The organism is Actinosynnema sp. NPDC037264 (assembly GCF_055603705.1).
In genome coordinates, this window is the sequence record NZ_JBVJVK010000008.1 from 108,884 (window position 1) to 121,961 (window position 13,078).

General features: G+C 72.8%; 11 protein-coding genes. 7 read left to right on the forward strand and 4 right to left on the reverse strand.

Annotated elements, in window-relative coordinates; all coding sequences use genetic code 11:
- Positions 1-16: 16 nt before the first annotated feature.
- The 3 genes from ACZ7GX_RS12630 (at position 17) to ACZ7GX_RS12640 (ending at position 4,973) form a co-directional block, all read left to right on the forward strand.
- Positions 17-2,782 (forward strand): DEAD/DEAH box helicase, encoded by a 2,766-nt coding sequence (locus ACZ7GX_RS12630; RefSeq protein ID WP_498775890.1) that lies wholly within the window; start codon positions 17-19, stop codon positions 2,780-2,782.
- Positions 2,783-2,909: 127 nt separating this feature from the next.
- A complete protein-coding gene (locus ACZ7GX_RS12635; RefSeq protein WP_498775892.1) occupies positions 2,910-3,602 on the forward strand; it encodes a DUF4333 domain-containing protein in 693 nt (230 codons plus the stop codon).
- 162 nt (positions 3,603-3,764) lie between these two features.
- The gene (locus ACZ7GX_RS12640; RefSeq protein WP_498775894.1) at positions 3,765-4,973 is read left to right on the forward strand and encodes a GNAT family N-acetyltransferase; all 1,209 of its coding nucleotides are present in this window, start codon (positions 3,765-3,767) and stop codon (positions 4,971-4,973) included.
- A gap of 395 nt (positions 4,974-5,368) precedes the next feature.
- Here ACZ7GX_RS12640 and ACZ7GX_RS12645 read toward each other — a convergent pair whose 3' ends face one another.
- Positions 5,369-6,310, reverse strand: a complete 942-nt coding sequence (locus ACZ7GX_RS12645) for a 5'-3' exonuclease (protein WP_498776137.1) — start codon at positions 6,308-6,310, stop codon at positions 5,369-5,371.
- 424 nt (positions 6,311-6,734) lie between these two features.
- Here ACZ7GX_RS12645 and ACZ7GX_RS12650 point away from each other — a divergent pair, with 424 nt between their 5' ends.
- Positions 6,735-7,862, forward strand: a complete 1,128-nt coding sequence (locus tag ACZ7GX_RS12650) for a M24 family metallopeptidase (RefSeq protein ID WP_498775897.1) — start codon at positions 6,735-6,737, stop codon at positions 7,860-7,862.
- Positions 7,859-8,308: an Lrp/AsnC family transcriptional regulator gene (locus ACZ7GX_RS12655; protein ID WP_197289421.1), complete on the forward strand. Its 450-nt coding sequence runs from the start codon at positions 7,859-7,861 to the stop codon at positions 8,306-8,308. Before ACZ7GX_RS12650 ends, ACZ7GX_RS12655 begins: the two co-directional genes overlap by 4 nt.
- 7 nt (positions 8,309-8,315) lie before the next feature.
- Here the strand turns inward: ACZ7GX_RS12655 and ACZ7GX_RS12660 are convergent, their stop codons facing one another.
- Positions 8,316-9,200: a hypothetical protein gene (locus tag ACZ7GX_RS12660; protein WP_498775900.1), complete on the reverse strand. Its 885-nt coding sequence runs from the start codon at positions 9,198-9,200 to the stop codon at positions 8,316-8,318.
- 48 nt (positions 9,201-9,248) lie between these two features.
- Positions 9,249-9,998: an aminotransferase class IV gene (locus ACZ7GX_RS12665; RefSeq protein ID WP_498775902.1), complete on the reverse strand. Its 750-nt coding sequence runs from the start codon at positions 9,996-9,998 to the stop codon at positions 9,249-9,251.
- A 69-nt stretch (positions 9,999-10,067) separates the two neighbouring features.
- Here ACZ7GX_RS12665 and ACZ7GX_RS12670 point away from each other — a divergent pair, with 69 nt between their 5' ends.
- The gene (locus tag ACZ7GX_RS12670) at positions 10,068-11,231 is read left to right on the forward strand and encodes a GlxA family transcriptional regulator (RefSeq protein WP_498775904.1); all 1,164 of its coding nucleotides are present in this window, start codon (positions 10,068-10,070) and stop codon (positions 11,229-11,231) included.
- Between the two features lie 17 nt (positions 11,232-11,248).
- Positions 11,249-11,875 carry a DJ-1/PfpI family protein gene (locus ACZ7GX_RS12675; RefSeq protein ID WP_498775906.1) on the forward strand — a complete coding sequence of 209 codons (627 nt, stop codon included), beginning with the start codon at positions 11,249-11,251 and terminating at the stop codon, positions 11,873-11,875.
- A gap of 209 nt (positions 11,876-12,084) precedes the next feature.
- Here ACZ7GX_RS12675 and ACZ7GX_RS12680 read toward each other — a convergent pair whose 3' ends face one another.
- Positions 12,085-13,029 carry an RNA polymerase subunit sigma-70 gene (locus tag ACZ7GX_RS12680; protein ID WP_498775908.1) on the reverse strand — a complete coding sequence of 315 codons (945 nt, stop codon included), beginning with the start codon at positions 13,027-13,029 and terminating at the stop codon, positions 12,085-12,087.
- Positions 13,030-13,078: the final 49 nt, after the last annotated feature.

Sequence of the window (13,078 nt, forward strand, 5' to 3'; positions counted from 1 at the left end):
ATGACAGCCTGGACAGGTGTCAAGCACTCCGCGGTCTCCAGCCGACTCGTACGCGGACTTCCGCCGCCGCTCCTCCCGGCCCAAGCTGGCCGACTTCCTGGGGGTCATCTCGTTCGAACTCGACCCGTTCCAGGAACGCGCCTGCGAGGCGCTGGAAGACGGGCACGGCGTGCTGGTCTGCGCCCCCACCGGCGCCGGCAAGACGGTCGTCGGCGAGTTCGCCGTGCACCTGGCCCTGACCGAGGGCCGCAAGTGCTTCTACACGACGCCGATCAAGGCCCTGTCCAACCAGAAGTACGCCGACCTGGTCGCCCGCTACGGCGCCGCGAAGGTCGGCCTGCTCACCGGTGACACGTCGGTCAACGGCGACGCGCCGATCGTCGTGATGACCACCGAGGTCCTGCGCAACATGCTGTACGCGGGCTCCTCCACCCTCAAGACCCTCGCCTACGTGGTCATGGACGAGATCCACTACCTGGCCGACCGGTTCCGCGGCCCCGTGTGGGAGGAAGTGATCCTGCACCTGCCCGAGTCCGTGCGGCTCGTCGGCCTGTCCGCCACCGTCAGCAACGCCGAGGAGTTCGGCGAGTGGCTCGTCGAGGTCCGCGGCGACACCACCGTCGTCGTCGACGAGCACCGGCCCGTGCCGCTGTGGCAGCACATGATGGCGGGCGGCCGGATGATGGACCTGTTCGCCGGCGAGGGCCCCGACGGGCACACCCGCATCAACCCCCAGCTGCTGCGGCACACCGACGACCTGGCCCGCTTCCACGTGCCGTGGAGCCGCAACCGCAACAACAAGGACCAGCGGGGCCGTCCGCCGCGCGGCTCCGGGTTCAAGCCGCCGTCCCGGGTCGACATCGTGCAGCGGCTCGACGGCGCGGGCCTGCTGCCCGCCATCGACTTCGTGTTCAGCCGGGCGGGCTGCGACGCGGCCGTCCTCCAGTGCGTGCGGGCCGGGCTGCGGCTCAACTCCAACGACGAGGTCGAGCAGATCCGCGAGGTCATCGAGGAGAAGACCAAGGACCTGCCGCAGGGCGACCTGATGGTGCTGGGCTACTGGGAGTGGCGCGAGGCCCTCGAACGCGGCATCGCCAGCCACCACGCCGGCCTGCTGCCCGCGTTCAAGGAGACCGTGGAGGAGCTGTTCGTCCGCGGCCTGGTGAAGGTCGTGTTCGCCACCGAGACGCTGGCGCTCGGCATCAACATGCCCGCGCGCACCGTCGTGCTGGAGAAGCTCGTCAAGTACAACGGCGAAGCGCACGTCGACCTCACCCCCGGCGAGTACACGCAGCTCACCGGCCGCGCGGGGCGGCGCGGCATCGACGTCGAGGGCCACGCCGTGGTGGTGTGGCAGCCCGGCGTCGACCCGAAGGCCGTCGGCGGCCTCGCGTCCACCCGCACGTACCCGCTGCGCTCGTCGTTCCGCCCCGGCTACAACATGGCCGTCAACCTGGTGAACCAGCTCGGCGCCGCGGCGGCCCGGGAGATCCTGGAGCAGTCCTTCGCCCAGTTCCAGGCCGACCGGTCGGTGGTCGGGCTGGCCCGGCGGATCGAGCGCAACCGCGAAGCGCTCGGCGGCTACGCCGAGGCGATGACGTGCCACCTCGGAGACTTCACCGAGTACGCGTCGCTGCGCCGCCGGGTCGCCGAGCGGGAGAAGGCGTTGGCGCGCCAGAACACCTCCGCGAAGCGGGCCGAGGCGGCGCAGTCGCTGGAGCGGCTGCGCAAGGGTGACGTGATCGCGGTGCCGTCCGGGCGCCGGTCCGGGCTGGCCGTCGTGATCGACCCGGGGCTCGAACCGCTCGGCGAGGCGCGGCCGTTCGTCGTGACCGAGGACCGGTGGGCCGGCCGGCTGTCGTCGGCGGACTTCCCCATGCCCGTGGAAGTGCTGGGCAAGATGCGGCTGCCGAAGCAGGTCGACACGCGTTCGCCGAAGTCGCGGCGCGACCTGGCGGCGTCGTTGCGCGCCACCGGGATCGTCGCGCCGGCCATGCGCAAGCGCCGTTCGACGGCGGACGACGACGCGGAACTGGCCACGTTGCGGCGGGCCTTGCGCGCGCACCCCTGCCACGGCTGCGAGAAGCGCGAGGAGCACGCCCGCTGGGGCGAGCGGTACCACCGGCTGCTGGCCGAGACCGAGCAGGTCGAGCGCAAGGTCGCCGCCACCACGCACTCGTTGGCGCGCGAGTTCGACCGGATCCGCGGCCTGCTGCGCGAACGCGGCTACCTGCACGCCGACGAGAACGGGCCCGGCGAGGAGGTCACCGAGCACGGCAAGCGGCTGACCAGGCTCTACAGCGAGTCCGACCTGCTGGCCGCCGAATGCCTGCGGCACGGCGTGTGGCGCGACCTCGACCCGGCCGAACTCGCCGCCGTCGTGTCGGCGCTGGTGTACGAGGCGCGCCGGGACGGTCCGCTGGAAGCCCGGCTGCCACCGGGCAAGGTGGCGGACGCGCTGACCGCGACCGCGCGGCTGTGGGCGGAGCTGGAGGACGACGAGCGCAGGCACCGGCTCGACCGGACCCGGCAGCCCGACCCGGGTTTCGCGTGGGCGGTGTACCGGTGGGCGCGCGGCGAGTCGTTGGAGAAGGTGCTGTCCGCGGCGGAGGAGAACGGCGCCGAGCTCGGCGCGGGCGACTTCGTGCGGTGGTGCCGGCAGGTGATCGACTTCCTGGACCAGATCCGGGACGTCGTCGGCGGCGGTGATCCGGTGGGCGCCGCCGCGCGCAAGGCGGTGGACGCGTTGCGCCGCGGGGTGGTGGCGATGGCCACCGTTTGACAAAGCTTTGCGGGGCGGGTGGGTACCGTGCGGGTGGCTGTGGTTTGATCGCGCCCGCAAGCCTTGAACAGCTTGTCCAGATCGTTTGCAGACCGACCTTGTCCAGACCGACCGTCGGAGGCCGAGCATGACCAGTCCGTACGGACCGTCCGGAGGGAACGACCCGCAGCCGCAGTGGGGCCAGCAGCAACAGCCCTACGGTGGTGGGTACCCGGGCACGCCGTCGGGTGGTTTCCCCGCTCAGCAGCCCAATCCCTACGGGCAGCCGGACCCCTCGCAGCAGCAGCAACAGCAGCAGTGGGGGCAGCAACCGGGCCAGCAGCCGTACACGCAGCAGTACCCCGCCGGGTACGACCCGAACAACCCGCAGTCGAACCCGTACGGGCAGCCGCAGCAGGGTCAGTACGGGCAGCCCGGCCAGTTCGGCCAGCCCGGCCAGTTCGGGCAGGGGCCTGGTCAGTTCGGGCAGCCGGGGCAGTACGGCCAGCAGCCGCCGAAGAAGTCCAGCGCCGTGCTGTGGGTCGTGGTCGCGCTGGTCGTGCTGGTGGTCGCGGCCGTCGGCATCACCGGTTTCGTCGCGCCAGGGTTCTTCAACACCAAGGTCTTCGACCAGACCGCCGTGCAGAACGGTGTCGTCGGCGTGCTGAAGGACGACTACAAGATCTCCGACGTGGAGGGCGCGACCTGCCCGGCCGAGCAGGAGGTCAAGCCGAACACGACCTTCGAGTGCAAGGTGAAGGTCGGCGGCAAGGACAAGACGGTCAAGATCACCGTGAAGACCGAGGACGGCGAGTACGAGGTCGGCCAGCCCGCCGGCTGACCTCCCGCTCCGTTGCCCCGAGGCCACTCCCGCTGTCGACGCGGGGGTGGCCTCGCGGCTTTCGCGCCTCGTTGGCTTGACGCCTCGTTGGTTCGCGCCTCGTTGGCTTGGCGCGGTGAATCTCGTTAGCAATGCGAGTGACCTCTGAGGCACCATGCGGAGGTGACCGATTACGACATCCGGGTGCTGGACGACTCCCAGTACCGGACCGCGCACACCCTGTTCCGCGGCACGCTGCACCACGCGCCCGCCCCCGACGACCAGTGGAAGTTCGCGCAAGAGTCGTACGACGAGGGGCGCGTGTTCGGCGCGTTCGGCGACGGGGAGATGATCGGCACGGTGCAGTCGTTCCCGTCCCGGCTGGCCGTGCCGGGCGGGGCCGTTTTGCCGCACGCCGCCGTGAGCCGGGTCGGGGTGCGGGCGGACTGGACGCGCCGCGGTGTGCTGAGCGCGTTGCAGCGGGCGCAGCTGCGGGCGCTGCGGTCGGGCGGCGACGTGATCGCCACCCTGCGCGCGTCGGAGACCGCCATCTACGGCCGGTACGGCTACGGCGTCGCCACCAGGTACCGGAACCTGCGCATCGACCGGCGCCAGGCCGCCCCGCGCACGCGCCCGGTCGGTCGGGTGCGGCTGGTCGAGGGTGAGGCGGGGGAGCGGATCGCGCGCGGGCTGTTCGACGAGCTGTCGCCGGGGCGTGCGGGCACGATCGCCCGGTGGCCCGCGTGGTGGAGCCTGAACGTCCGGCGCGTGGCGGCCGACGAGAACATCAAGTTCGCGGTGCGCTCGGGCGCGGCCGGTGACGACGGCTACGTGGCGTTCAAGGTCGAGCCCGGCAGGCACGACTCGAGCGAGGAGAGGCCGACCACGCTGATGGTCCTGGACCTGTGGGCGCGCGACGCCGAGGCGTGGGCCGACCTGTGGCTGTTCGTGCTCGGCGTCGACCTGGTGGTGGAGGTGTCGGCGGCCGGTCGGCCGGTGGACGAGCCGGTGGAGTGGCTGCTGGGCGACCGGCGCGCGTGCCGGGTGGCCGCGGAGACCGACGAGACGTGGCTGCGCCTGCTCGACGTCCCGGCCGCCCTGTCGGCGCGAACGTACCGCCAGGCCGAGCCGGTGGTGATCGGCGTGCGCGACGCCTACCTGCCGGAGAACGCGGGTTCGTACCGCGTCGCGGCGGACGGCGTGACGCGGGTCGACGACGCGCCCGAGCTGGTGCTGGACGTCGACGTGCTCGGTTCCACCTACCTGGGCGACGTGTCGTTCACAACGCTCGCCGCCACCCGCCGCCTGGACGTCGTCACCCCCAACGCCCCCGCCCGCGCCGACGCCCTGTTCCGGGTCTCCACCCCACCGTGGAGCGGCACCTTCTTCTAACCCCGCCTTCCTCCAACCTCACCCCGCCGCCCTCGCGCAGCGCCTCCCGACCTCCGCCGCACCGCCCTCACCGACGCCGCCAGCAACCCGCCCCCACCACCGCCAGCCGCGCAGCCCAGTCACCACCACCGCCAGCCACCACCGCCAGCCGCACAGCCCGGCTACCACCACCGCCAGCCGCCTCCGGCAAACCCGCAGCCACTTCGAGCAGCCGCGTCCGGCCGACCGGAGCCGGCGATCTGTCCGTGGCAGCTCGCCGCTGGCGCTCGCGACCGGCGGCCAGCGGCGGGTGGTCGGCGACTGGGCGGCCAGCGGCGGCGGCCGGCGACTGGCGGGCGGTCGGGCCTGGCGGGCGGCGGCGGGTGGGCGGCGGCGGGCGGTTGGGCCTGGTGCGGCTAGCGGCGCTCCAACGCCGACAGCAGCCTCGGCAACGAGCTGCCGAGTCCCCAACGCCGGGTCAGCTCGGCGACGCGGTCGGGGTCGGCGGGTGCCGCGGGCACGACGTCCGGGCGGTCCATGACGATCTTCGCGTCGGTCGCCACGTTGACCACGGTCGGTGCGACCGCAAGGTAGTCCTGGGCGTTGAGCAGCGCGGTGCGGGCGCGGGTGGTCAGTTTGCGGTCGCGGCCGTCGTGCACGGCGTCGAGGACGGCTTGCAGCGAACCGAACTCGCTGATCAGCTTCGCCGCCGTCTTCTCGCCGATGCCGGCCACGCCGGGCAGGCCGTCGGACGGGTCGCCGCGCAGCACGGCCATCCCGGCGTACGCGCGCCCGGCGTCGTGCACCGGCAGCGCGTACTTGGCGGCCAACTCCACCGGGCCGAGCAACTCGGCCTTCGCCCACCCCCGGCCGAGGTAGAGGACTCGCACCGGGGTCGGCTCGTCGCGCACGACCTGGAAGAGGTCGCGGTCGCCGGTGATCACTTCGACCGGGTCGGCGGTCTCGCGGGCGGCGAGGGTGCCGATGACGTCGTCGGCCTCGTAGCCGGCGGCCTCGGCGGTCGCGATGCCCACCGCGTCCAGCACGTCGAGGATGATCGGCACCTGCGGGGTGAGGGTGTCGGGCACCTCTTCCTCGCCGTCGGCGGCGCCCTCGGCTACGCGGTGCGCCTTGTAGGACGGGAGCGCGGCGACGCGGAACTCCGGGCGCCAGTCGGCGTCCAGGCAGGCGACCAGGCGGCTCGCCTTCCGGTCGGTGATGACCTTCGCGATCGTGTCGACGAACCCGCGCACCGCGTTCACCGGTGTGCCGTCCGGTGCGGTCATCGACTCGGGCAGCGCGTAGAACGCCCGGAAGTACAGGCTGGCGGCGTCCATCAGGACCAGCGGGTTGCTCACCTGGGACAGCTTGCCAGAGACCACCGACATCGCAGACCGCTCGGGCCGTCCCTGTGGATAACCCGGTCGCCAGGTGCAGTTCAGTCCTCGGGTCTGGTTCCGTCTTGGGTCAACTTCAGCTCTTGGGTCTTATGCGAGGGCGAGGGGCTGATGTGTGGGAGGGGAGGTAGGTGTGCGGAAGGGTGGGGCGGGGTGGAGGGGTTGGGGCATGGGGGTGGTTGCGGCGGGCCTCATTGTTTCAACCGACGTTTTAGGGGGTTGGAAACGGCGTTATTTTTCATCGGGTTTTCAATGATCACCCGGTCGTGGAGGAGGTCGGTGGGAAATGGCAGGTAGGTGGGGGTGCTGCCCCGATCGAGGGATAGGGCTCGTGGTGCAGTGGCTTGTGGCGTAGGACGGGCTCCGCACCACTAGGCTTCCCTGCATGTCGACCCATGTTGGGCCCGTCGACGTGGACGCCCTGCGCGCGCGCCTCGACCGGGCTACCGCTGCCGCCGCCGTCGCGGGCGTGGACGCGTTGCTCGTCGCGCCCGGCTCGGACCTGCGCTACCTCATCGGAGCCGGCGGCACGTCGTTCGAGCGGTTGACCTGTCTGGTGGTGCCGGTCGGTGGTGTCCCCGTGTTGGTGGTGCCCAAGTTGGAGCACCCGGGTTACGCGGACGTCCCCACCGACGAGCTCGGCGTGGAAGTCGCCACGTGGGTGGACGGCGAGGACCCGTACGCCCTGGTCAAGCGGGCGTTGAAGGGGAACCGGACGGCGGTCTCCGACATGATGCCGGCGCTGCACACCCTGCGGTTGCGGGACGCGGTCAGCGCCGACCAGGTGTTGGCCGGGCCGGTGTTGCGAGAGTTGCGGATGCGCAAGGACGACACCGAGGTGGCCGCGTTGCGCAAGGCGGGCGCGGCGATCGACCGGGTGCACGCGCGCATGGCCGAGTGGCTGCGCCCCGGCCGCACGGAGGCCGAGGTGGGCGCCGACATCGCCGCCGCGATCGTCGCCGAAGGCCACGCCCTGGCCGAGTTCGTCATCGTCGCCTCGGGCCCGAACGGCGCGTCACCGCACCACGACGTGTCCGACCGGGTGATCGAGGCCGGTGACGTGGTGGTGGTCGACATCGGCGGACCGCTGGCCGAGGGCTACAACTCCGACTCCACCCGCACCTACGTGCTCGGCGAGCCGCGCGACGCCGACGTCTGGCGGACCTACGGCGTGCTCCAAGCCGCCCAGCAGGCCGCCGTCGACGCGGTGCGGCCCGGAGTCACCTGCGAAGCGGTGGACGCCGCCGCGCGCGACGTCATCGCCGACGCGGGTTTCGGCGAGTACTTCGTCCACCGCACGGGCCACGGCATCGGGCTGGACGTGCACGAGGACCCCTACATCGTCGGCGGCAACGACCTGCCGCTCGAGCCGGGCATGGCGTTCAGCGTCGAACCCGGCATCTACCTGCCCGGGCGGTGGGGCGCGCGGATCGAGGACATCGTGATCGCCACCGCCGACGGCGTGGAGAGCGTCAACAACCGACCGCACGAGCTGGTGGTGTTGCCCACGTGACGAACCTGGAGCCGATCGACCGGGCGATCCTGCGCGAACTGGCCGCGGACGGCCGGTGCAGCTTCACCGACCTCGCCGAACGGGTCGGGCTGAGCGTGTCCGCCGTGCACCAGCGGGTGCGGCGGCTGGAGCAGCGCGGCGTGGTGCGGGGCTACGCGGCGCGGCTGGACGGCGACGAGGTCGGCCTGCCGCTGACCGCGTTCATCTCCCTGACCCCGATCGACCCCGCGGCTCCGGACGACTACCCGAAGCGGCTGGAGCACCTGCCGCAGATCGAGGCGTGCTACTCCGTCGCCGGCGACGCCTCGTACGTGCTGCGGGTGCGGGTGGCGTCGCCGCACGCGCTGGAGGAGCTGCTCAGGCAGATCCGCGAGGTGGCGAACGTGTCCACCCGCACCACGGTCGTGCTGTCCACGCCGTACGAGGACCGCCCGCCCGCGGTCTGATCACCCCTCAGAACAGCCGGGTCCACGTGTTCGCGAAGCGCCGGAGCACGTCGCGGTCACGCCGGTCGGGCGCCACCGGCAGGAGGCGCTTGACCTCGTCGTCGGTCGCGGGCCGCACGGACAGCACGAACTCGCGCACCGCCTCGACGTCGGCCCTCTTCGTCACCACGGCGACCGCCTCCACCTCGCCGATCCGCCGCACGAACACGTGGTCGACCTGGTCCGGCCGGTACTCCGGCTCCGTCGTCCCCGCGGTGGCGGGCCGCACCACGAGCCGGGGGAACGCGTGCAGCTCGCCGCCGTCGCCGGACCGGCTGTAGTCCAGGGTGGCCCGGCCGTCGGAGACGGTCAGCCGGGGGAACTGGTAGCCCTCCGGCGTGGCGATCAGCAGCACGCCGCCGGGCAGGTCGGCGTGCGCGATGCGGGACGCGGCGTCGTCGCCGGGCATCGTGGTGGGCAGCCAGATGCCGAACGCCACGGCGGCGACGGTCACCCCGCCGGCGACGAGCCGGACCACGAGGCCGTGCGCCAGCATCGCCGCGACCAGCGCGAACGGCACGCCGAGCGCGGGCAGCGCGAGCCACGACGCGGGTTCGGAGGGTTCGCTCGACTCCAGCACGGCGTTGTAGAACACGGCGCCGACCAGCCCGAACGCGGTCACCAGCGCCGCCCAGCCGAGCCGGGGCAGCGGCTTGGCCGTCAGCGGGCTGCCGCGGGGGGTGAACGTGCCGATCAGGTACGCCATGGCGAACGGGCCGGCCATGCCGATCACGACCAGCACGGCGCTCTGCAGGAAGAACCCGACCAGCACCAGCCAGCCGACGAAGGCCGCGGACAGCCCCATGACGAGCCACACCACGGCGATCTGCACGGGAACCCGGTAGTCGATCATGCGCACACGCTCTCGTGACCGGGATGCGGCGGGCATCGGTGGATCTACTCAAACGGGGTCGGCGGTGATCGCGTCGTAGGCGGCCTGGACGCGGGCGAGCGCCTCGGCGTCCACGGCGAGCTCCACGTCGTCGATGCGCGACACCGCGACCACGCCGATCGAGTTGGTCAGGAACGCGCCCCGGTAGCGGCCCACGTCGGCCAGCCGCACCACCTCGCGCCGCGACGGCAGCTCCCGTTCCAGCAGCTGCATCGTGATGCCGTGCAGCCAGTCCGCCCGCGGCCACACCACGTCGTCACCGTCGTCGAAGAACGCGATGTTGGCGATCGCGCCCTCCACCACGACGCCGTCGGCGGTGAGCAGCGCGTCGTCGTAGCCGGCCCGGACGGCGCGCCGCCCGTAGTGGAGTTGGCCGAAGCCGCCGAGGTGCTTGATGTGCGGCAGCGGGCGCGTGTAGTCGACCGGCATCAGGCGCTGCGGCGTCGGCGGGGGAGTGGCAGGCGGGCGCACCACGACCATCACCGTCGGCGCGTCCAAGCCGAACACGACGACCCGGACGGCCGCGTCACGGACGTCGTCGGCCAGCGCGTGCGAGATCAGGGCGCGGACCCGGTCGCCGTCCAACGGCGTGCCGTACAGCTCTTGGTTGGCCTGGTCGAGGCGGCGCAGGTGCAGGTCCAGGCCCTTCACCCGGCGGTCGCGGACCTGCATGGCGGTGAAGTGCCCGTAGTTGGCCAGCAGGCCGGGCACGAAGTGGTCGACGGTCGGCGGCTCGCCCTCGATCTCGATCCTCAGCACGCGGGTGAACGTAGCGTGGCGGGAATCGAGGGTCGCCGGTCGTTGCCGCCGTCCCGGGAGGTGGGGAGGGTGGGGATCGTGGAACGCGAGGTCCTGGTGGTCGGGTACGACGGTGCGGCGCTGACCGACATCGCGGGTCCGGCGGACGTGTTCGCCGGCGCGAACCGGGCGTGCGGCGCCGACCGGGCGCGCGAGGTCGACCGGCGGCACGAGACCGACCCGCCGCGCGAGGCCGACCGGCCGCACAAGTCCGACCGGTCGCGCGGGATCGACCGGGCGTGGGGCATCGACCGACTGCGTGCCGACGACGGGCCGCGCGAGGCGGACCGGGAGCCTGCCGGTGAGCCGCGACAACGGGCCCCTCAGGCGCGTGGCGGCTACCGCGTGCGGCTGGCCGGGATCGGTGGCGGGTTCGAGGTGACCGGCGGGTTGCGGATGGAGGCCGAGGACCTGCGGGACGTGTCCGGAGGGGTGGACACGGTCCTCGTGGTCGGCGGCTTCACGTTCGCCGACGCGGCCCGTGACGCCGAACTGCTGCACCACCTGCGGCGGGTCGCGGGCGGTGCGCGGCGGGTGGGCAGCGTCTGCACGGGCGCGTTCGTGCTGGCGGCGGCCGGGCTGCTGGACGGCGCCCGGGCCACGACGCACTGGGCGTTCTGCGACCGGCTCGCGGCCGACCACCCGTCGGTGGACGTGGTGCCGGACGCGATCTACGTGCAGGACGGGCGGCTGGTCACCTCCGCCGGCGTCACCGCGGGCATCGACCTCGCGCTGGCGCTGGTGGAACGCGACCACGACGCCGCGCTGGCCCGGCTGGTCGCCCGCTGGATGGTGGTGTTCCTGCAACGTCCCGGCGGCCAGTCGCAGTTCAGCGTGCGGTCACGGGTGCCGCCGGTGCGGGAACCGGGGCTGCGGGCCGTGCTGGACGCGATCGCCGACGACCCGGCAGCCGGCTGGACGGTCGAGGGCATGGCGCGGCACGCCGCGATGAGCGCGCGGCACTTCGCCCGCGTGTTCCCGCGCCGGGTCGGCGTGTCACCCGCCCGGTACGTCGAACGGGTCCGGGTCGAGGCGGCGGCCGGGCTGCTGGAGTCCGGCGACGAAGGGCTGGACGTCGTCGCCAGGCGCACGGGTTTCGGCTCGGCGGAGACGTTGCGCCGGGCATTCCTGCGGGTGCTCGGCGTGACGCCGGGCGGTTACCGCGACAGGTTCCGCACCACCGGTGCGGCATGACGACAAGGGGGACCAAGATGGACGTGGCTTTCGTGCTCTACCCGCGGATGACCGCGCTGGACCTGGTGGGGCCGTACGAGGTGCTCGGCCACCAGCCGGAGGTGACCGCGCACTTCGTCGCCGCCTCGCTCGACCCGGTGGTCACCGACGCCGGGCTGACGATCGTGCCGACGACGACGTTCGCCGAGCTGGACCGCGCCGACGTGATCGTGGTGCCCGGCGGCGGTGGCTGGGCGGAGGTGCTGGCGGAAGGGGTGGTCGCGCGGTGGCTGCGGGTGGCGCACCCGACCGCGACCTGGACCACGTCGGTGTGCAGCGGGTCGACGTTGCTGGCGCAGGCGGGCATCCTCGACGGCCGTCCGGCGACCACGCACTGGGCGTTGCGCGACGAGCTGGCCGCCCGCGGCGCGGTGGTCAGCACCGAGCGGGTGGTCGTCGACGGGTCCGTCGTCACCGGCGCCGGTGTGTCCGCCGGGATCGACCTGGCGCTCACCCTCGTCGGCCGGATCTGGGGTGACGAGCGGGCCCGGTTCACCCAGCTGGTCATCGAGTACGACCCCCAGCCGCCCTACGAGGCCGGTTCCCCCGAGACGGCGCCGCCCGGGCTCGTCGCCCTCGCCCGCGGCGTGTTCGCGGGGAGCTGACCGGGTCACCGCGGCGAGCACGGCGGGCCGCCCGCCGTGCCCGCGCAGGACCCGCAGCGGCAGCCCGGCCAAGGCCAGCACCGAGCCCTCACCGAACAGCTCGCCCTCCAGGTCGAGCGTGCCGCCGAGCACGATCACCAGCGCGTCCCGCCACTGGAGCGGGTCGTACGGGCAGGCGTCCGCCACGGTCACCAGCCGGACGTCGAAGCTCACAGCGTCGTGGGCAGGCCGAAGAGCGCGAACCGGTCCGACGGGAACGTGACGATCTCCACGACCTCGTCGCCCTCGATCCGCAGCACGTCCAGCGCGACCGGCCGGAAGTGCTCCTCGCCGGGCTTGCGGGCGTAGTTGGCCAGCGCGGGCTGCCGGTTGGCCCGGGTCTCGACCACCTTCCACTCGCCGAACGCCTCCGGGCCCACCATCACCGACGCGCAGATCTCCATGACGGCGTCGCGGCCGGACTGCCACTCCGGCTGCGGCGGCATCGTCCACGTGACGTCCTCGCGCAACGCCGAGGCCAGCAACGCCATGTCGCAACGCTCGGTGGCCTCGACGAACTTGCGGACCACCGCCTTCTCCCGCGGGTTCGGCTCGCCCGACCAGTCGGCACGCCGTTGCGGCAGGTGCTTGCGCATCGTGACGCGGGCGCGTTGCAGCGCGCTGTTCACCGCGGGCACGGTGTCCTCCAGCAGCGCCGCCGTCTCGCTCGCCGGCCAGCCCAGCACGTCCCGCAGCACCAGCACCGCCCGCTGCCTGGCCGGCAGGTGCTGCACGGCGGCCAGGAACGCCAGCTCGATCGTCTCCCGCGCGACCACCTCCGCGTCCGGCTCGGCGTCGAGCAGTGCGTCCGGGAACGGCTGCAGCCACGGCACGTCGGCCGTCGGCAGCTCGTCGGTCACGCCGATCGCGGGACGGCGGTCGATCACGTCGAAGCACGCGTTCGTGGCGATCCGGTACAGCCAGGCGCGGAACGACGACCGTCCCTCGAAGGTGTCCCTGGCGCGCCACGCCTTGAGGAACGTCTCCTGCACGAGGTCCTCCGCCTCGTCGAACGAGCCGAGCAGCCGGTAGCAGTGCACCCGCAGCTCGTGCCGGCACCGCTCGGCCTCGCGCGTGAAGTCGACGGTCATCTGCGCAACCTCGCTCATGGTCACCCTCCGGGCTTGTACGGTGACGTGCCGGTCGCACGCCGCACAAGTTGTG

Bases quoted from the DNA above. Each gene is read 5' to 3' on its own strand.
- ACZ7GX_RS12635 (WP_498775892.1), top strand. From the start codon at position 2,910: ATGACCAGTCCGTACGGACCGTCCGGAGGGAACGACCCGCAGCCGCAG.
- ACZ7GX_RS12650 (WP_498775897.1), top strand. From the start codon at position 6,735: ATGTCGACCCATGTTGGGCCCGTCGACGTGGACGCCCTGCGCGCGCGC.
- ACZ7GX_RS12660 (WP_498775900.1), bottom strand. From the start codon at position 9,200: ATGATCGACTACCGGGTTCCCGTGCAGATCGCCGTGGTGTGGCTCGTC.
- ACZ7GX_RS12675 (WP_498775906.1), top strand. From the start codon at position 11,249: ATGGACGTGGCTTTCGTGCTCTACCCGCGGATGACCGCGCTGGACCTG.